The 18,525-nt window shown below is 69.8% G+C and carries 18 protein-coding genes; 11 read left to right on the forward strand and 7 right to left on the reverse strand.

All coding sequences use genetic code 11. The features are described 5' to 3' along the window. Positions 1-44 precede the first annotated feature (44 nt). The 5 genes from FMM06_RS02385 to FMM06_RS02405 all read left to right on the forward strand — a co-directional run bounded on the left by FMM06_RS02385 (position 45) and on the right by FMM06_RS02405 (position 5,362). Positions 45-737 (forward strand): pirin family protein, encoded by a 693-nt coding sequence (locus FMM06_RS02385; protein WP_143554617.1) that lies wholly within the window; start codon positions 45-47, stop codon positions 735-737. Positions 738-814: 77 nt separating this feature from the next. Further along, positions 815-2,227: a TolC family protein gene (locus FMM06_RS02390; protein ID WP_143554618.1), complete on the forward strand. Its 1,413-nt coding sequence runs from the start codon at positions 815-817 to the stop codon at positions 2,225-2,227. Further along, positions 2,224-3,420 (forward strand): efflux RND transporter periplasmic adaptor subunit, encoded by a 1,197-nt coding sequence (locus FMM06_RS02395; protein WP_143554619.1) that lies wholly within the window; start codon positions 2,224-2,226, stop codon positions 3,418-3,420. The genes FMM06_RS02390 and FMM06_RS02395 overlap by 4 nt, the downstream gene beginning before the upstream one ends. Continuing rightward, a complete protein-coding gene (locus tag FMM06_RS02400; protein ID WP_143554620.1) occupies positions 3,417-4,148 on the forward strand; it encodes an ABC transporter ATP-binding protein in 732 nt (243 codons plus the stop codon). The genes FMM06_RS02395 and FMM06_RS02400 overlap by 4 nt, the downstream gene beginning before the upstream one ends. Beyond that, the gene (locus FMM06_RS02405; RefSeq protein ID WP_143554621.1) at positions 4,145-5,362 is read left to right on the forward strand and encodes an ABC transporter permease; all 1,218 of its coding nucleotides are present in this window, start codon (positions 4,145-4,147) and stop codon (positions 5,360-5,362) included. Before FMM06_RS02400 ends, FMM06_RS02405 begins: the two co-directional genes overlap by 4 nt. A gap of 55 nt (positions 5,363-5,417) precedes the next feature. Here the strand turns inward: FMM06_RS02405 and FMM06_RS02410 are convergent, their stop codons facing one another. Together FMM06_RS02410 and pgmG are read right to left on the reverse strand one after the other, a co-directional pair. Next, on the reverse strand, positions 5,418-6,143 hold the full coding sequence (locus FMM06_RS02410) for a phasin family protein (protein WP_143554622.1): 726 nt from the start codon (positions 6,141-6,143) through the stop codon (positions 5,418-5,420). 200 nt (positions 6,144-6,343) lie between these two features. Continuing rightward, positions 6,344-7,723, reverse strand: a complete 1,380-nt coding sequence (pgmG, locus tag FMM06_RS02415) for a phosphoglucomutase/phosphomannomutase PgmG (protein WP_143554623.1) — start codon at positions 7,721-7,723, stop codon at positions 6,344-6,346. Between the two features lie 134 nt (positions 7,724-7,857). On the opposite strand from pgmG, the gene coaBC reads away from it, so the two are divergent. From coaBC to FMM06_RS02435, 4 genes are read left to right on the forward strand one after another with little or no spacing between them, the layout of a single operon-like run. Then, positions 7,858-9,036 (forward strand): bifunctional phosphopantothenoylcysteine decarboxylase/phosphopantothenate--cysteine ligase CoaBC, encoded by a 1,179-nt coding sequence (gene coaBC, locus FMM06_RS02420; RefSeq protein WP_143554624.1) that lies wholly within the window; start codon positions 7,858-7,860, stop codon positions 9,034-9,036. Next, on the forward strand, positions 9,026-9,469 hold the full coding sequence (gene dut / locus FMM06_RS02425) for a dUTP diphosphatase (RefSeq protein WP_143554625.1): 444 nt from the start codon (positions 9,026-9,028) through the stop codon (positions 9,467-9,469). The genes coaBC and dut overlap by 11 nt, the downstream gene beginning before the upstream one ends. Before the next feature lie 7 nt (positions 9,470-9,476). Next, positions 9,477-10,232, forward strand: coding sequence for a HesA/MoeB/ThiF family protein (locus FMM06_RS02430; RefSeq protein WP_143554626.1), 756 nt, complete (start codon positions 9,477-9,479; stop codon positions 10,230-10,232). 55 nt (positions 10,233-10,287) lie between these two features. Continuing rightward, positions 10,288-12,273, forward strand: coding sequence for a transglycosylase domain-containing protein (locus FMM06_RS02435; RefSeq protein ID WP_143554627.1), 1,986 nt, complete (start codon positions 10,288-10,290; stop codon positions 12,271-12,273). 2 nt (positions 12,274-12,275) lie between these two features. On the opposite strand, the gene queG is transcribed toward FMM06_RS02435, so the two are convergent. Beyond that, entirely contained in the window at positions 12,276-13,310 is a 1,035-nt protein-coding gene (queG, locus tag FMM06_RS02440; RefSeq protein WP_143554628.1) for a tRNA epoxyqueuosine(34) reductase QueG, read from the reverse strand. A 30-nt stretch (positions 13,311-13,340) separates the two neighbouring features. Next, positions 13,341-14,006, reverse strand: coding sequence for a glutathione S-transferase family protein (locus tag FMM06_RS02445; RefSeq protein WP_143554629.1), 666 nt, complete (start codon positions 14,004-14,006; stop codon positions 13,341-13,343). 86 nt (positions 14,007-14,092) lie between these two features. On the opposite strand from FMM06_RS02445, the gene FMM06_RS02450 reads away from it, so the two are divergent. Both FMM06_RS02450 and FMM06_RS02455 read left to right on the forward strand, forming a co-directional pair. Beyond that, positions 14,093-14,644, forward strand: coding sequence for a ferric reductase-like transmembrane domain-containing protein (locus FMM06_RS02450; RefSeq protein ID WP_207790224.1), 552 nt, complete (start codon positions 14,093-14,095; stop codon positions 14,642-14,644). Further along, positions 14,641-14,943: a PepSY domain-containing protein gene (locus tag FMM06_RS02455; protein WP_143554630.1), complete on the forward strand. Its 303-nt coding sequence runs from the start codon at positions 14,641-14,643 to the stop codon at positions 14,941-14,943. Before FMM06_RS02450 ends, FMM06_RS02455 begins: the two co-directional genes overlap by 4 nt. Positions 14,944-14,945: 2 nt before the next feature. Here the strand turns inward: FMM06_RS02455 and FMM06_RS02460 are convergent, their stop codons facing one another. Genes FMM06_RS02460 through hppD form a run of 3 tightly spaced genes read right to left on the reverse strand, consistent with a single transcriptional unit; the run spans position 14,946 to position 18,450 of the window. Then, positions 14,946-15,956 carry a fumarylacetoacetate hydrolase family protein gene (locus tag FMM06_RS02460; protein ID WP_143554631.1) on the reverse strand — a complete coding sequence of 337 codons (1,011 nt, stop codon included), beginning with the start codon at positions 15,954-15,956 and terminating at the stop codon, positions 14,946-14,948. Then, positions 15,953-17,377: a homogentisate 1,2-dioxygenase gene (hmgA, locus tag FMM06_RS02465; RefSeq protein ID WP_235889026.1), complete on the reverse strand. Its 1,425-nt coding sequence runs from the start codon at positions 17,375-17,377 to the stop codon at positions 15,953-15,955. The genes FMM06_RS02460 and hmgA overlap by 4 nt, the downstream gene beginning before the upstream one ends. Then, positions 17,374-18,450 (reverse strand): 4-hydroxyphenylpyruvate dioxygenase, encoded by a 1,077-nt coding sequence (hppD, locus tag FMM06_RS02470; RefSeq protein ID WP_185965006.1) that lies wholly within the window; start codon positions 18,448-18,450, stop codon positions 17,374-17,376. The genes hmgA and hppD overlap by 4 nt, the downstream gene beginning before the upstream one ends. Positions 18,451-18,525: the final 75 nt, after the last annotated feature.

The following is an 18,525-nucleotide window of genomic DNA, read 5'->3' on the forward strand; positions in this document are numbered from 1 at the left end:
GATCTGCCCCTCCCCACATCCCCCGGCGAAGGAGACCTTATCCCATGATTACCCATCGTCCGGCCGCCGCGCGCGGCCATGCCAACCACGGCTGGCTCGACAGTTTCCACAGCTTCAGCTTCGCCGACTACCATGATCCCGCGCAAATGGGCTTCCGCGCGCTGCGGGTTGTCAACGAGGACCGCGTCGCCGGCGGCGGCGGGTTCCCGACGCATGCCCACTCGGACATGGAGATCGTGACGTACATCGTCGACGGCGCGCTCGAGCATAAGGATTCGACCGGCACCGGCGCGATCATCCTGCCCGGCGACGCGCAGCGCATGAGCGCAGGGACAGGCATCCGCCATTCGGAGTTCAACGCCAGCACAACGGCGCCTGTCCACCTGCTGCAGATCTGGCTGCTGCCCAACGTGCGCGGCATCGCGCCCGGCTACGAGCAGGCGACGCTGCCCAGCGTGCCGGAGGGCGACAGCCGCCTCGACCTGATCGGCGGCCCCGACGGCGGCGCGGTGACGATCCGCAGCGATGCGACGCTGCACCGCGCGATCGTCGGCGCCGGCGGCACGCTCGAGGTGCCGATCTCGCGCGGCCATGCCTGGGTGCAGGCGGTGAAGGGCAATGCCACGCTGGGCGACCTGGCGCTCGCGCCCGGCGACGGCGCGGCGGTGACGGGCGAGACGGCGCTGCATCTCGCCAGCGAGGACGGCGCCGAGCTGCTGGTCTTCGACCTCAGCTAGGCGCAGGCGGGCGGGGGCTTTGTCGCATTACCGCGTATTCACTCGACGCGAAGATTCCGCCCGCTAAACGAGTATCGATGCCCGCCCGCCTGTTGCTCATCGCCAGTCTGCTTGCCGGGCCGGCGTTCGCCGCGAACCCCGACCCGCGCGGGCTGATCCCGACCGAGCGGCCGCGCGTCACCAACGGCCCGGCGTGCGGCAATGCCGTACCCGCCGGGCCACTGGCCTTGCCCGATCTCGTCGACCTCGCGCTGTGCCGCAATCCCGCGACCGCCGCGGCCTGGGCAAGCGTGCGCAGTGCCGCGGCGGGCGTCGGCATCGCGCGCGCCGCCAACCTGCCGACCGCGACGGTCAGCGTCGGGCCGACACTGAGCCGCACCGACTTCTTCCGGAACGACAGTTTCAGCAGCGGCGGCCAGACCTTCACGACGACGGGCGGCGGCACCGATTTCGGTGCCACGGCCAGCCTCGCGCTCGACTATCTGATCTTCGATTTCGGCGGGCGCCGCGCGCGGATCGACAGCGCGCGCGCCAGCCAGGCCGCGGCACTCGCCAGCTTCGCCGACACCGCGCAGGGGGTCGCCCTCGACACCGTCACCGCCTTCAACGCAGTGACCGCAGGCGTCGCGTCGGTTACCGCGGCGCGTGCCAGCGTCGAGTTCGCGCGCTCCTCGTTCGACACCGCCCGGGCGCGCGAGATCGCAGGGGTCGCCACCCCCTCCGACCGTCTGCAGGCGCGCAGTTCGTTGGCGCAGGCCGAGCTCACGCTGACCCAGGCCGAGGGCGACCTGCGCACCAGCCAGGGGCAGCTCGCGACCGTCGTCAGCCTGCCACCCTCGACGCGTCTTGCGCTCGCTGCGCCTCCGGCGCTCCCCGCGACGACGCGGCTGACCGGCGATGTCGACGCGCTGATCGCCGAGGCCGAGCGGCTGCGTCCCGATATCCTGTCGCAGCGCGCGCAGCTCGACGCCGCCGCCGCACAGGTCCGCGCGGCACGGTCGGACGCGCGGCCGTCGGTCAGCGCCAACGGCAGCAACAGCGTCAGCGCGCTCGGCGGCTCGAACGACCGCAACTCGGCCAGCATCGGCCTGTCGCTCAACATCCCGCTCTTCAACGGCGGATCGCGGCGCTATGCGGTGACGCAGGCCGAGGCCGAGCGCGACCGCGCCGCCGCCGTCACCGAGCAGGTGCGTCAGCAAGCGGGGCTCGACGTCTTCACCAACCATACTGCGCTCGACACCGCGATCCGCAGCCTCGCGACGGCGCGTATCCTGATCGAGAGCAGTGTCGCCGCCGCCGATATCGCGCAGGGACGCTACAAGGCGGGCGTCGGGACGTTCACCGATCTGCTCAATGCGCAGAGCCAGCTGGCGAGCGCGCGGCAGCAGCTGGTGCAGGCCGAATTCGACGTGCGCACCCGGCAGGCACAGCTGGCGCGCGCCATCGGCGGGATCGGCGCCGAGGTCGATGCAATGAGGACGGGTCGATGAAGCGGATCAAGAAGCGCTGGATTCTGCTCGCGCTCGTCATCGCGGCCGCGGTCGGCTGGTATTTCTACAGCCGTGCCAACGCCCCCGCGCCGGGGTCGCAATACAAGACCGCCGAAGTCACGCGCGGCGACCTGAGCGAGGTGATCACCGCCAACGGCATCCTGAACCCCGTGCGGGTCGTCAGCGTCGGCACGCAGGTGTCGGGAACGGTCGCCAAGCTCTACGTCGACTTCAACGACAAGGTGAAGGAGGGGCAGCTGCTCCTCGAGCTCGACCCGTCGGTCTATGCCGCGCGGCTGGCGGCCAGCGAGGCCGCGCTGGCGAACGTCCGCGCCACCGCGGCATTGCAGAGCGCCAATGCGCGCCGCTCGGCGCAGCTGTTCAAGCAGCAGTATATCAGCCGTCAGGAATATGAGACCGCGCTGGCGAGCGCCCAGTCGAGCGCTGCGCAGGTGCAGGCGGCGCAGGCGCAGATCAAGCAGGACCGCACCAACCTCGGCTACACCGTGATCCGCTCCCCGGTATCGGGCGCGGTGATCGCGCGCTCGGTCGATCTCGGCCAGACGGTGGCAGCGTCGTTCAGCACGCCCGAGCTGTTCAGGATCGCGCGCGACCTGACCCAGATGCAGATCGAGGCGGCGGTCGCAGAGGCCGATGTGTCGAAGGTGCGTGTCGGGCAGAAGGTCAACTTCACCGTCGATGCGTACGGCACGCGCAACTTCGAAGGTTTCGTCCGCCAGATCCGCCTCAACCCGACGTCGCAGCAGAATGTCGTGACCTACACCGTCATCGTCGGGGTCGCGAACCCCGACGGCGCGTTGCTGCCGGGCATGACCGCCAATGCGTCCTTCCTGATTTCGAACTTTGAGAATGCCGTGCTGCTGCCCAATGCGGCGCTCAGCTGGAAGCCCGCCGACTACACGCCGCCGCGCCGCACCGGTGCCGGACAGAAGCGTGTTCCGAACGATCCGTCGATGCTGACCGTCTTCGTGCTGCGCGATGCGGCACCGGTCCCGGTGCGCATCAAGATCGGCGCGTCGGACCAGGACAATACCCAGGTCGTGTCGGGCGCGCTCAAGGCCGGTGACAAGGTCATCGTCGGCGATACATCGAAGGACAAGAAGGGCGGCGGCTTCGGTCCCCCGGGCACCGGCGGCAACAGCGGCGGCGGTGGACGCGGTAGCAGCAGATGAGCGTCCCCGTCCTGTCGCTGCAGAACGTCATCAAAGACTATGCCAGCGAGGCGGGGACCTTCCGCGCGCTGCACGGCGTCAGCATGGACGTGCAGCGCGGCGAGCTGATGTCGATCATGGGGCCATCGGGCTCGGGCAAGTCGACGCTGATGAACGTCATCGGCTGCCTCGATTCGGCGAGCGACGGGGTCTACCGCTTCGAGGGGCAGGACACCGCGACGCTGGGCGAGACCGCGCTCGCGAAGCTGCGCAACAAGGGCATCGGCTTCATCTTCCAGCAGTTCAACCTGCTGCCGCGCCTGACCGCGCTGGGCAATGTCGCGCTGCCGCTCGTCTATGCCGGGTTCGACCGGAAGGCGCGCGAGACGCGGGCGCAGGAGCTGTTGACCAGTGTCGGGTTGGGCGACAAGCCGCGCTCGCGTCCGTCGCAGCTGTCGGGCGGTCAGCAGCAGCGTGTCGCGGTGGCGCGCGCGCTGGCGAACGATCCCGACCTGCTGCTCGCCGACGAACCGACCGGCGCGCTCGACACAAAGACCGGCGCCGAGGTGCTCGGCCTGTTCAAGACGCTCAACCGCGAGCGTGGCGTGACGGTCGTGCTGGTGACCCACGATCCCGAAGTGGCGCGAGCGACCGACCGCGTCGTGCGCATCCAGGACGGGCTGGTGTTCTACGACGGCCCGCCGACCGAGGACGCGCTGTACGGGCATGCGCCTGAGGGTATCGCATGATCAGCGCGATGCTCGCCGAGGCCTGGGGCGCGCTGATCGCCAACCGGCTACGCTCGGCGCTGACGATGCTCGGCATGATCATCGGCGTCGCCGCGGTGATCCTGATGCTCGCCATCGGCGGCGGCGTGCAGAAGCAGGTGGCGGACTCGATCGCCGGGCTCGGCTCGAACATGCTGATCGTCACGGCAGGCTCGGGTCGGCAGGGCGGCTTCATGGGGGGGGCGGGGACCGGCGCAACGCTGCGCCTCGACGACGCCGACAAGATCGCGCGGCTGGAGCATGTCGTCGCGGTCGCGCCGACCGCCAACATCCCCGCGCAGGTCGTCGCCGGGCCGGCCAACTGGGCGACGACGGTGACCGGCGCGCCCCCTGCGTGGTTCACCGTACAGGACTGGCGCCCCGCCGACGGGCGCACTTTCTCGGACATGGAGGAGCGGGCCGCGGCGCGCGTCGCGCTGATCGGCCAGACGGTCGCCGACAATTTGTTCGGCGCCAACGACCCGATGGGCCAGTCGGTGCGCATCAAGGGCACCAGCTTCACCGTCATCGGAATCATGTCGAAGCGCGGGCAGGGGTTCGGCGGCATGGACCGCGACGACCTGATCGTCGTGCCGCTGACCACCGCGCTGCGTCAGCTGCAGGGCAACTTCTTCCGCCGCTCGATCCGGTCGGTGTCGGTCGCGGTCGACAGTGCCGAGAACCTCGATTCGACCGAGGAAGCGATCACCCAGACGCTGCGCCGCGCGCACAAGCTCGACCGTAACGCCGCGGACGATTTCAGCGTGACCAACCTGACCGCGGTGACCGACACTTTGTCGACGACGACCGCGGCGATCTCGGCGCTGCTCGCGGCCATCGGGTCGATCAGCCTGGTGGTCGGCGGCATCGGCATTATGAACATCATGCTGGTGTCGGTGACCGAGCGGACGCGCGAAATCGGCATCCGCATGGCGATCGGCGCGCCGCGGTCGGCCATTCGCCTGCAGTTCTTGCTTGAGGCGCTGATGCTGTCGCTGCTCGGTTGCTCGATCGGCGTGGGGCTCGGCACGCTGGGCGCGACCGCGGCGAGCGGGGCGATCGGGTTCGACACGTCGGTGACGCTGTTCGCGGTGGTCGTCGCCTTCGCGGTGTCGGCGTCGATCGGCATCTTCTTCGGCTGGTACCCGGCGACCCGCGCCGCGAAGCTCAGCCCGATTGAGGCGCTGCGGTCCTGACGCAGAAAGGGGGCCGGGACTTGCGTCCCGCCCCCCCTTCGAACCTCGTCTCGAATTAACGATTGAAGGTGGTGGCAGCAGCCGTCTTCAGCTTGTCGGTGGCGACCGCAACGCGGTTCTGGACCGGCTCGAAGACTTCGCCGGCGAGCTTGACCAGCGTCTCTGACAGCTTCGACATCTCGCTGATCGCCGCGTCGAACTGCGTCTTGGCGAAGTCGTTCTGCAGCTGCATCAGCTCGTTCGGGGTCTTGACGGTCGTCATCGCGCGGGCGGCGGCGGTCGTCTCCTCGAAGCTCTTGCGGCTGAAGTCGGCGACCTGATGGGCGATCGACTCGAGGCCTGTGGTGGCCGCCTTGGTCGACGCGAGCAGCGCCTCGACGTTGCCGCGTGCCATCGCCGTCATCTCGTCGAGCGACTTCATGCCGGTCTCGATGGCTTCCTTTGACTTGGCGGTCATCTGCTCGAGGGTGGCCTTGCCCTGCGACATGGCGTTCTCGGTGCCGTTCTTGATCGCGTCGGCGGCGCCGTTCTGCATGTTGGTCATGGTCTCGTTCATGGAAAATACCTTCTTGGGTTCGGGGGTGAGGACGGGTGCTTCGGTGGTGATGACAGGCTCGGGAGCGACCGGCTGGGGCGCAACTGCGATCGGCTCGGGAGTCGGCGCAGCAGGGGCTGGCGTGGGCGCGACGGGCTCGGGCGTGGCTGCGACGGCAGCAACCGGCTCGGCCACGACCGCGGCTACGACAGACTCGGCGGCCAGCACCGGCGGCAAGTCGGCCATCGGCGGCACGAACTTCGGCGCCTTGGGCTTGCTCCGCGCAATCGCGGGAGCGATTGCGGGCCCGGCTGCCGGAGCGGCCTGGTTTCGCGGTTTGCGATTATCTGCCATGCGTGTCTCCGGGCTCATGCTGCACTGCACAATAAGCCCGGATCGTGACGATTGCAAGTCCGATGCTGCACCGCAGCAAAATAATTGTCCCGCTAATGTCCGACGACGACGGGCTCGACTCCGCTCGCCGCCAGCTCGCCGTTGAGCGCCGTCATCAGCCGCTCGAGTGACGCTTCGCTGACTGCCTCGGCGCGCGCCACCAGCACGTCCTGCGTGTTCGACGCGCGCAGCAGCCACCAGCCGTCGGGCGTGTTGACCCGCGCCCCGTCGGTACGGTCAACCTTGGCGCCGCTCGCCTCGAGGCGCGCCAGCACCTCCTCGACGACGACGAACTTGCGGTCTTCCGACGACTGGAAGCGCATCTCGGGCGTGTTGATCATTACCGGCATCGAGTCCTTGAGTGCGGTCAGCGACCCGCCCATCTCGCTGACTGCGCCGATCAGGCGGACGGCGGCGTAGATGCCGTCGTCGAAGCCGTACCAGTCGTGCTGGAAGAAGACATGGCCCGACATCTCGCCCGCCAGCGGACTGCCGACCTCCTTCATCTTGGCCTTGATCAGCGAGTGACCGGTCTTCCACATCAGCGGCGTGCCGCCGAGTTCGGCGATGCGGTCGAACAGCATCTGGCTCGCCTTGACGTCGCCGATGATGACCGCTCCCGGCAGCGCCTTGAGCACGGGTGCCGCGAGGATCGAGAGCAGCTGGTCGCCCCAGATCACGCGGCCCTGGCCGTCGACCGCGCCGATGCGGTCGCCGTCGCCGTCGAAGGCGACGCCGAAGTCGCAGCCCTTCTCAGCAACGACGCGCTTCAGGTCGACGAGGTTCGCCTCGTCGGTCGGGTCGGGGTGGTGGTTGGGGAAAGTGCCGTCGACGTCGGTGAACAGCAGGTGATGCTCGCCCGGCAGATGCTTGACGAGCTTCTCGACCACTGGCCCGGCGACGCCGTTGCCGCAATCCCAGGCGATCTTGTAGGCGGGCGGCGCAAAGCCCTGCAGCAGCCGCTCGACGTACCGGTCCATGATCTCGTGGGTGCTGGCCTCGCCCGCGCCGCTCTCCCAGTCGCCCGCTGCAGCTGTGCGGCCCAGCGCCTGGATGTCGGCGCCGAAGAACGGGCCGTTGCCCAGCATCATCTTGAAGCCGTTGTAGTTCGGCGGGTTATGGCTGCCGGTGATCATCACCCCGCCGTCGCAGCCCAGCTCGTGCACCGCGAAATACAGCATCGGCGTCGGCCCCAGCCCGATCCGTACCGCATCGACGCCGCTGTCGTTCAACCCCTCGACGAGCTTCGCCTCCAGCCCCGGCGACGAGGTCCGCCCGTCATAGCCGACCGCGACCTTGCGGCCCCCGGCACGCGCGATGCGCGTCCCGAAGCTGCGCCCGATGGCATAGGCATCGGCCTCGCCCAGGGTCTCGCCGATGATGCCGCGGATGTCGTACTCGCGCAGCGACGTGGGGTGGAAATCGTGCGTCATGGGTTCTCCGAAACGGGCGCGGCGCGCGCTTACTGCACTGCCGAATGTTACAATGCCAGTGGCGGCTACGCCTTGGGGCCAGTGGCGGTTCCGCCTCCATCGACAGCGCCGGGCGGCGGCGCTAAGTCCCGGGCGTGCACGGCAAACGGATCCTGCTGATCGTCGGCGGCGGCATCGCGGCCTATCGCGCGCTCGACGTCGTGCGCGGGGTGCGGCGCGCCGGCGGCGAGGTCACGCCCGTGCTGACGCGCGGCGGCGCCGAGTTCGTGACCGCGCTCAGCCTCGCCGCACTCGCCGAGGCGCAGGTTCACGAGGCGCTGTTCAGCGTGACCAACGAGGCCGCGATGGGCCATATCGCGCTCAGCCGCTCGGCCGACCTGATCGTCGTCTGCCCCGCCACCGCCGACCTGATCGCGCGCCACGCCGCCGGCATCGCCGACGATCTCGCGACGACGCTGCTCCTCGCCACCGACACGCCGGTACTGATGGTGCCCGCGATGAACGTGCGGATGTGGGACCATCCGGCCACCATCGCGAACATCGCGACGCTGCGCGCACGCGGGGTGCAGGTCATCGACCCCGACGAGGGCGTGATGGCGTGCGGCGAGTTCGGGCGCGGCCGCCTGCCGCCGGTCGATGCGATCGTCGCCGCGATCGCCCAGGCGCTGGCCGGGCCGCAGCGGCTGGCCGGCCGCCATGCGATCGTCACCGCAGGGCCGACGCACGAGGCGATCGACCCCGTGCGCTATCTCGCCAACCGCTCGTCGGGAAAGCAGGGCTATGCCGTGGCCGGCGCGCTTGCCGCACTCGGCTGCCGCGTCACGCTGGTCAGCGGCCCCGTCGCGCTGCCGACGCCGGCCGGATGCGACCGGGTCGATGTCGTCAGCGCGCGCGACATGGCGGCGGCGGTGGAGTCCGCGCTGCCCGCCGACATCGCGGTGATGGTCGCCGCGGTCGCCGACTGGCGCGTCGAGGCGGCGGGCGCGAAGCTCAAGAAGAAAGGTGCGCCGCCTGCGCTGACGCTCGTCGAGAACCCCGACATACTGGCGGGCATCGCCGCGCCGGGTCCGCGCCGCCCGCGCCTCGTCGTCGGCTTTGCGGCCGAGACCGAGACGACGCGCGAGCATGCTCAGGCCAAGCGGGTGCGCAAGAACGCCGACTGGATCGTCGCCAACGACGTGTCGGGCGATGTCTTCGGCGGCGACGCCAACCTCGTCCATCTCGTCACCGGCAGCGGGGTCGAGGACTGGCCGCCGCTGCCCAAGGCCGAGGTCGCGCGGCGCCTCGCTGCAAGGATCGCCGATGCCCTCTGAAGTGCCGATCCGCGTCGTCCGCCTGCGCCACGCCCTCGACCTGCCGCTGCCCGAATATGCGACCGAGGGTGCCGCGGGCATGGACATCGTTTCGGCGGAGACGCTGACCCTGTCGCCGGGCGACCGCGCAGGCGTGCCGACGGGCCTCAGCATCGCGATCCCCGACGGCTACGAGGTCCAGGTCCGCCCGCGCTCGGGCCTGGCGCTCAAGCACGGGCTGACCGTCGCCAACGCGCCGGGCACGATCGACAGCGACTATCGCGGCGAGGTCAAGGTCATCCTGATCAACCTCGGGCCGCGTCCCGTCCATATCGAGCGCGGCATGCGGATCGCGCAGCTGGTTGTTGCCCCGGTGACGCGCGGGCGTTTCGAGGAGGTCGACAGCCTCGACGACACGGCGCGGGGGAGCGGCGGCTTCGGCTCGACGGGGTGATGGGCGGGTGAGCCTGTCCGACGACGAACTCGACCGCTACGCGCGCCACATCGTGCTGCGCGAGGTCGGCGGGGCAGGGCAGCTGAAGCTCAAGGCGGCGTCGGTTGCCGTCATCGGCGCGGGCGGGCTGGGCAGCCCATGCCTGATGTATCTCGCTGCCGCAGGCGTCGGGCGGCTGACGATCATCGACGACGACCGGGTCTCGCTGTCCAACCTGCAGCGGCAGGTCCTATTCGGAACCGCCGACGTCGGACGGACCAAGACCGACGGCGCGGCGGACGCGCTGGCGCGGCTCAATCCCCACGTCGAGGTCGCGACCCACGCCGTCCGCCTGACCGCCGAGAACGCGCGCGAACTGCTCGCCGGGCACGACGTCGTCGCCGACGGGTCCGACAGTTTCGCCACCCGCCTCGCGGTCGCCGACGCGGCGCACGCCTTGCGCATTCCGCTGGTGTCGGCAGCGGTAGGGCCGTTCGACGGTCAGCTGGGCACCTTCCGCGGCTGGGAGGGGGACAGGCCGTGCTACCGCTGCCTCGTCGGTGCGGCCGCCGACCGCGCGGGCGACAGCTGCGCCGACACCGGTGTCATCGGCGCGCTGACGGGGATCATGGGGGCGCTGCAGGCGCTCGAGGTGATCCGCGAGATCGTCGGTTTCGGCGACAGCCTCGCGGGCCGGTTGCTGCTCTACGACGCGCTGTCGGCGCGGATGCGGACGCTGACGCTGCCCAAGGACCCGGGCTGCGTGGGCTGCGGGGTCGTATGACCCGCCTAATACGGCTTGCGGGCGCAATCGAACGCGCCTAACGCACGCGCGTCCCATGCCCCCGCGCCCCCGCCGTTCCCCGCCCGCCGCCCGGCCCAACCCGTTCGCCACGATCGCGAAGGTGATGGGCGGGCTGTTCCTCGCCGGTGTGCTGACGCTCGGCATTGCGGTCATGGTCGCGCTCGCCTCGCTGCCCGGTTTCGACGAGCTGATGCGCTCGCCGAACGGCCAGTCGGTCGAGCTGCGCGGCGCAGACGGCACGCGGCTGGTGACGCTCGGCCCCAGCTACGGCCAGTGGCTCAACTTCAATGCGATCCCGAAGCCGATGGTCGACGCGATGGTGTCGGTCGAGGACCGGCGCTTCTTCGCGCACCCGGGCATCGACCCGTGGGGCATGGCGCGCGCCGGGGTCGCGGTCGTGCGCGCCGGCGGTGCCAAGGTGCAGGGCGCATCGACGATCACGCAGCAGCTGGCGCGCAACATCTTCCTGACCTCGAACAAGGATTACGGCCGCAAGATCCGCGAGATCGTGCTGGCGCTGGCGATCGAGCGCAAGTTCACCAAGCAGGCGATCCTCGAGCTGTATCTCAACCGCGTCTATTTCGGCGGCGGCGCGTACGGCGTCGATGCCGCGAGCCGCAAGTTCTTCGGTCATAGCGCGCGCACCCTCAGTCTCGAGGAGGCGTCGGTAATCGCCGGGCTCGTCAAGGCGCCCAGCCGCTACGCGCCCTCCGCCGACCCGGCGCGGGCCAAGCAGCGTGCGCGGATCGTCATCGCGACGATGGCCGATACCGGTGCGATCCTGCCCGGCGAGGCGAGCGCGGCGAACCTCGACGGCCTGCGCTTCGCCGCCCAGGCGCCGCAGTCGGGGGTGCGCTATTTCACCGACTGGGCGCTGGGTGAGGTCGAAGGCCTGACCGACGAGACCGTCGAGCCGCTGCTCGTCACGACGACGCTCGACCCCAAGGGGCAGCAGGCCGCCGAGGCCGCGATGCGCGCCGAGACGCCGAAGGGCGCGCAGGGTGCGCTGGTAGCGCTGGCGCGCGACGGCGCGGTGCGGGCGATGGTCGGCGGCCGCGATTACGTGGCGTCGAACTACAACCGCGCGGTCGTGGCGCGACGCCAGCCGGGATCGTCGTGGAAGCTGTTCGTCTATCTCGCGGCGCTCGAAGACGGGCTGACCCCCGACGACCGCGTCGTCGACGAGCCGGTGACTTTCGAGGGCTGGAGCCCGCGCAACAACAGCCGCGGCAACGCCGGGGAGGTCAGCGTCACCCAGGCGTTCGCGCTGTCGATCAACACCGTCGCGGCCGCACTCGGCAACCGTGTCGGGTTCGACACCGTGGCGGATGTGGCGCGGCGCTTCGGCATCACTACGCCGATCGACCGCCGCCCGGCGATGGTGCTCGGCACGTCCGAGGCTACGGTGCTCGAGATGACCGCGGCCTATGCGGCGATCGCCAACAACGGCGCCGAGGTGCGCCCCTATGCCGTGACGCGCATCGCCACCGCGTCGGGACGCGTGCTGTACGAGCGCGAGGCGGCGACCCCGCGCGTGCTGGTCGCGCCGTACGTTGCGGCGAACATGACCAAGCTGCTGCAGGCGGCAGTCGAGACCGGCACGGGTCGCGCCGCGCAGATCGGCCGGCCGCTGGCGGGCAAGACGGGCACGACGAGCAGCAACAAGGATGGCTGGTTTCTGGGCTTCACGCCCGAGCTGACGACCGGCGTGTGGATGGGCCGCGACGATGCGAAGGCCGTGCCGGGCCTGCAGGGCGGCCGGGCACCGGCGCGGGCGTTTGCGGCGTACATGGCGCGTGCGGTCGGCGGCACCCCGCCGTCGCCGCTCACCACCGAGGTCGACACCGGCGGCGGCTTCGGTCTCGAGCCCGACGACCAGGTCTATGGCATCGACCCGGGCACCGAGGAGCTGACCGCGGGCGATGGCGGCGAGGTGCCCCCCGCGACCGTCGAGCCCGATCCGCCGCGGCTCGACGAGCAGTTCCTCGACGAGCAGGTCGGGGCGCCGGAGCTGCGCTGACACTAGGCGCGAATTTGAGTGGTTGCCCAGGCGGCCGCCTCGGCGACCACCGCGTCCCCATCTTCCGCCAGCCCGACCAGCACCGGTAGCAAGGCCGCATCCCCGCTATTCCCCGCCGCGATGCACACGTTCCGCACGAAGCGCCCCCGGCCGATGCGCTTGACCGGCGAGCCCGCGAAGCGCGCGCGGAAACCGGTGTCATCGAGCGCCAGTAGCTCCGCCAGCGACGGCGCGGCGAGGTCGGGCCGGGCTGCGAACGCCAAGTCGGCGCTGGCCTGCGCGAAGCGGTTCCACGGGCAGACCGCGAGGCAGTCGTCGCAGCCGTAGATGCGGTTGCCGATGGCCGCGCGGAACTCGACCGGGATCGGCCCCTTGTGCTCGATCGTCAGGTAGGAAATGCAGCGCCGCGCATCGAGGCGGTACGGCGCGGGGAAGGCGTCGGTCGGGCAGGCGCGCTGGCACCGGTCGCACGACCCGCACAGGTCGCGGTGTACCGCATCATAGGGCAGTTCGGCGGTCGTGTAGATCGACCCCAGGAACAGCCACGACCCGTGCGCGCGACTGACGAGGTTCGTGTGCTTGCCCTGCCAGCCGAGGCCCGCGGCTTCGGCGAGCGGCTTTTCCATCACCGGCGCGGTATCGACGAACACCTTCAGGTCGTTGCCCGTCGACCCCAGCCAGTTGCCAAGCTGCTTCAGCCGGCCCTTGATCGTGTCGTGGTAATCCTTGCCCTGCGCGTAGACCGAGATGACACCGGTGTCGGGGTTCCCGGCATGGCGCAGCGGGTCGAGCGCCGGGGCGTAGCTGGTGCCGAGCATGACCACCGACCGCACCTCGGGCCATAGGCCCTGCGGCGAGGCACGCCGGTCGGCGGTGTCGGCCATCCAGATCATGTCGCCGTGGCGGCCCTCGCTAAGCCACTGGCGCAGCCGCGCGCCGGCCAGCGGGGCGGCGGTGGCGGGAGCGACGCCGAACGCCGCGAAGCCGAGCGCGTGCGCGCGCGCTTCGAGCGCAGTGCGGAGGGCGGCGGGGGTCATGGGGTTGCCCTTAACCGGGCGATCGTAGGGTTAGAAATCGAGTTTATCGTAGTGCGCAGGCGGCGGCAGGCCCTCCATCCGCTCGGCGAGCAGCGGGCGGAACGTCGGGCGTGACTTGATCGCCGAATACCAGGTGCGCGTTTCCTCGTGCCCGTCCCAGTCGATGCCGCCGAGGTAGTCCGCCACCGACACCTGCGCCGCCGCCGCCACGTCGGCCAGCCCGAATGCCGGGCCCGACAGCCAGCGGCGGTGTTCGAGCAGATAGTCGAGATAGTCGAGGTGCCCCTCCGCCGCGCGCTGGGCGCCGCGGATCGTCGCGGCGTCGGGCTGGCCGCGGGTCACGAGGCGCTTGAACATCCGCTCGGCGAGCAGCGGCACGACGACTTCCGAATAGAATTTCTGGTCGACCCACGCGCACATCCGTCGCGTCTCGGCGCGCGCCTCGGCCCCGGCCCCGTACAGCGGCGTGCGCTCGACGGTCTCCTCCAGATACTCGGCGATGGCGGTCGAATCGCTGAGCGTCACCGCGCCCTGCACGAACACCGGCGTCTGCCCGGCAGGATTGAGCAGCAGGAAGGCATCGCGCCGCTCCCACGGGTGCTCGCGCACGCACTCGACCGCGACGCCCTTCTCCGCGCACTGGAAGCGGATTTTGCGGCTGAACGGGCACAGGGGGTATTGGTGAAGGATCCACATTGTCGCCGCGCACCCTAGCGGCGAAGCGCCGCGCCGCAAGCGGTGCTGTGTTGCAAGTCGTTCGCATCAAGGCTAGGCGAGCGGTGGTGCCGAAGTCGCTTCTCTGGGTTTTGCTCGCGCTGCCCGCGCTGTGGTGGGCCGTGGCGGCGGTGCAGCCCGATGCCGACCTCGAGGCGCTGCTCCATCCGACCGGCGAGTTGTCGGCGCGGCTGCTGATCGCGGCGCTGGTGGTGACGCCGCTGGTCCGGCTGGTGCCGCGCTGGCGCGGCCTGATCCGCTACCGCCGCGCGATCGGCGTCGCGGCGTTCGGCTACGGCCTGCTGCACCTGGTTTTCTACGTGATCGCGATGGGCAGCCTCGACGACATGCTCGCCGAACTCGGCGCGCGCGGCATCTGGACTGGCTGGCTCGCGCTGCTGCTCATGCTGCCGCTCGCGCTGACCAGCAATCAGGCGGCGGTGCGGGCGCTGGGGCGCAGCTGGAAGCCGCTGCAAAGGCTCGCCTATCCCGCCGCGCTGCTGACCCTGCTGCATTGGGTTTTCGTTCACGACGGCCTCACGTCCGCGCTTTTACACTTCGTCCCGCTCGCGTTGCTCGAAGCGACGCGCTTTCTTCCCAGCCAAAGGAGATTCGCATGAAACTTATCATCTCGGCCCTCGCGCTCAGCCTCGCCGCCGCCGTCGCGGTTCCCGCGTCTGCCACCGGTGTCATGACCTGCCAGGGCGACAAGGCGAAGTGGCAGTCGATCGCCAAGCTGACCGACACGATCATCAAGGACGGGTGGAAGGTCCGCAAGGCCAAGGTCGATGGCGGCTGCTACGAAGTCTATGGCACGACCCCCGAGGGCGACCGCGTCGAGGCCTATTTCGACCCGATCACGCTCGAGAAGCTGTACGTCTCGCGCCGCGGCGAGGTGCTGTTCCAGAAGGCGAAGTAGCCCTAGCGGATGACGGCGACGCGCTGCTTGATCGCGCCGAAGATCGAGTGGCCGTCGTCGCCGTGCATCTCGATGCGCACAGTGTCGCCGTCCTGCAGGAAGGGCGTGACCGCTGCACCGCCGACGATCGTCTCGACGGTGCGCAGTTCCGCGAGGCACGAATAGCCGACGCCGCCGTTGGCGATGGCGCGCCCCGGGCCACCGTCTGCACCCAGGTTCGACACCGTCCCCGACCCGACGATCGTCCCCGCACCGAGCGCGCGGGTCTTCGCGGCATGGGCGATCAGCGTTCCGAAGTCGAACGTCATGTCGAGCCCGGCGTCGGCTCGCCCGAACGGCTGGCCGTTGAGGTCGACCCGCAGCGCCCCGTGCAGCTTGCCGTCCCGCCAGCGGTCGCCTAGCGCGTCAGGGGTGACGAACACCGGCGACATCGCGCTCGCGGGCTTAGACTGGAAGAAGCCGAAGCCCTTCGCCAGTTCGCCGGGGATCAGGTTGCGCAAGCTGACGTCGTTGGTCAGGCCGATCAGGCGGATGCTGGCGAGCGCCTCGTCGCGCGACGCCCCGTACGGCACGTCGCCGGTGACGACGACGACCTCCGCTTCCAGGTCGCAACCCCACGCCGGATCGCCGAGCGGGATCGGGTCGCGGGGGCCGAGAAAGCCGTCGCTGCCGCCCTGGTACATCAGCGGCTCAGTCCAGAAGCTGTCGGGCATCGCGACGCCGCGCGCCTGGCGCACCAGCGCGACGTGGTTCACGTACGCCGACCCGTCCGCCCATTGATAGGCGCGCGGCAGCGGGGAAGCGGCGTCGCGCTCGTGGAAGCGCGCGTGCGGCACCGCGTCGTGCGCCAGGCTCTCGGCGACCCCGCGCAGGATCGGCTCGGCATGCGCCCAGTCGTCGAGCGCCGCCTGCAGCGTCGGCCACATCGGCGGCGGCGCGGCGCACCACGCCAGATCGTCCGACACGACGACAAGCCGCCCGTCGCGGCCGTGCTTCAGTGACGCAAGCTTCATGGCAATCGGGCTTTCGGAAAGCCGCTCCACGCGGCGTCGTAATCGGGCTGGGCGGTCGCGGCGGCGTGGGCGGTCGGGCGGAACGGCCAGCAGCTTTCGACCATGAACGCCATCGTACCGTTGACCTTGTGGGGCTTGAGCACAGCGTCGCTCGCCGCCTGCCAAGTCGCAACGTCGGGGCCGTGGGCGTTCAGCATATTGTGCAAGCTGAGCGCGCCGGGCGCGAAACCGTCGGCCTTGGCGTCGTAGGCGCCGGCGATCAGCCCCATCGCCTCCGACATCAGGTTACGGTGGAACCACGGCGGGCGAAATGTGTCCTCGCCGACCAGCCAGCGCGGCGGGAAGATGACGAAATCGGCATTGGCGCGGCCGGGCGTCTCCGACGGGCTGGTCAGCACGGTGTAGATCGACGGATCGGGATGGTCGAAACTGACCGTTCCCATCGCGTTGAACCGCCGCAGGTCGTACTTGCAGGGCGCGAGATTGCCGTGCCACGCGACGACGTCGAACGGCGAGTGGTCGAGCGTCGTCGTCCACAGCTTGCCGCCGAATTTCTGGAACAGTTCGTGCGGCTGATCCCAATCTTCGAACCACGCGACGGGCGTCAGGAAGTCGCGCGCCGCCGCTAGTCCGTTCGCACCCAGCGGGCCGAGTTCGGGGAGGCGGAACGGCGCGCCCCTGTTCTCGACGAGATAACCGCAGGCGGAGCCGTCAGGCAGGTTGACCTTGTAGCGCAGCCCGCGCGGGATCAAGGCGACCTCCAGCGGCTCCAGTGCGATCCGGCCCAGTTCGGTCGTGATCAGCAGCCGCCCGGCCTGGGGAATGATCAACGTCTCGCCGTCGCTGTTGAAATAGGCACGGGCACCCATGTTGCAGGTCGCGGAATAGGTCGCGACCATGACGCCCGTCAGTGCTTCCGGGTCGCCGTTCCACAGCATCGGAATAGCCGAGTCGTGGAAATCCTGCAGCTCGTCGGGGTCGACCGGCACGGTACGCGGCGACCAACGCAGGCGGTTCGGGGAGACCGGCTCCCGGAAGTCGGATGAACGATCCGCTGCCAACACGAAGGGTGAATGCCCGGCGCTTGGCCGCAGCCGGTACAGCCATGACCGCCGGTTCTCGTGCCGCGGCGCGGTGAAAGCGGAGCCGCTCAGCTGTTCGGCATAGAGGCCGAAAGCGGGGCGCTGCGGCGAGTTGCGCCCGATCGGCAGCGCACCGGGGACCGCTTCGGTCTCGAAGCTGTTACCGAAGCCCGATTGGTAGTGGCTGGCCAGTCTTCCCGCCTCTCCGGCCAGCCGTCGCTCCAGCAAACTGGTGTCGAAGCGCTCAGACCTTTCCCCATCGCGCGCCATCTGCTCGCGGAGTTGGGCGATGAAGCGCTTGCTCTTGACCGGCGTCCGGGGCGACGGCGCGTCGGTCACGCCTCGACTTTCCCCGGGATGACCCCGCGGCGCAACTGGTCGAGCTCGAGGCTTTCGAACAGCGCCTTGAAATTGCCCTCGCCGAAACCGTCGTTGCCCTTGCGCTGGATGATCTCGAAAAAGATCGGCCCGACCATGTTCTCAGTGAAGATCTGGAGGAGCAGGCCGCCGCCGGTCTCGGGGGCGCCGTCGATCAGGATGCGGCGCTTGCGCATCTCCTCGACCGAATGGCCGTGGCCGGGCAGGCGCTTGTCGATCAGGTCGAAATAGGTCTCGGGCGAGTCCTGGAAGCGCACGCCGTTGGCGCGCAGTGCGTCGACGGTGGCGAAGATGTCGTCGGTGGCGAGTGCGAGGTGCTGGATGCCCTCGCCGTTGTAGCTGCGCAGGAACTCCTCGATCTGGCTGTGCTCGTCCTGGCTTTCGTTGAGCGGGATGCGGATCTTGTCGTCGGGGGCGGTCATCGCCTTGGAGAACAGGCCCGTCGACTGGCCCTCGATGTCGAAATAGCGGATCTGGCGGAAGTTGAAGATGCGCTCGTAGAACTCGGCCCAGTGCGCCATGCGCCCGCGGTTCACGTTGTGCGTCAGATGGTCGAGCGTGTGCAGCCCGACCGAGTTGTCGTCGACGCCGGCACCCGGCACCGGGCGGAAATCGATGTCGTAGATTTCATGCTCGCCGGCGCGGTCGACGAGATAGAGGTTCGACCCGCCGATGCCCTCGATCGCCGGGATGTTGAGCTCCATCGGGCCGACCGGGCCGGTGACGGGGGTCGCACCGCGCTCGACCGCTAGTCCGAACGCGGTGCGCGCATCGGCGACGCGGAACGCCATCGCATTGGCCGACGGGCCGTGCGCGTTGCGGAACGCCGCCGCCTGGCCTTCCGTATCCATGTTGAGCAGGAAATTGATGCCACCCTGCGCATAGCGGCGCACGGGCTTCGAGCGGTGCGTCGCGACATGCGTGAAGCCCATCGCGACGAACAGCGCGGCGAGTGCATCGGGGTCGGGGCCGGTGAATTCGACGAATTCGAAGCCGTCGAGGCCGAGGTCGTTGGTCGGTGCCGTGTCGCTCATGAGAGCCTGGTCCCCAGGAATGATTGTTGGGGCCGCTCTACCGGCTGGCGGCGGCGAAGTCACGGGCGCGGTGGA

The sequence above is a fragment of the Glacieibacterium frigidum genome (assembly GCF_007097155.1).
In the GTDB taxonomy this organism is placed as follows: domain Bacteria; phylum Pseudomonadota; class Alphaproteobacteria; order Sphingomonadales; family Sphingomonadaceae; genus Glacieibacterium; species Glacieibacterium frigidum.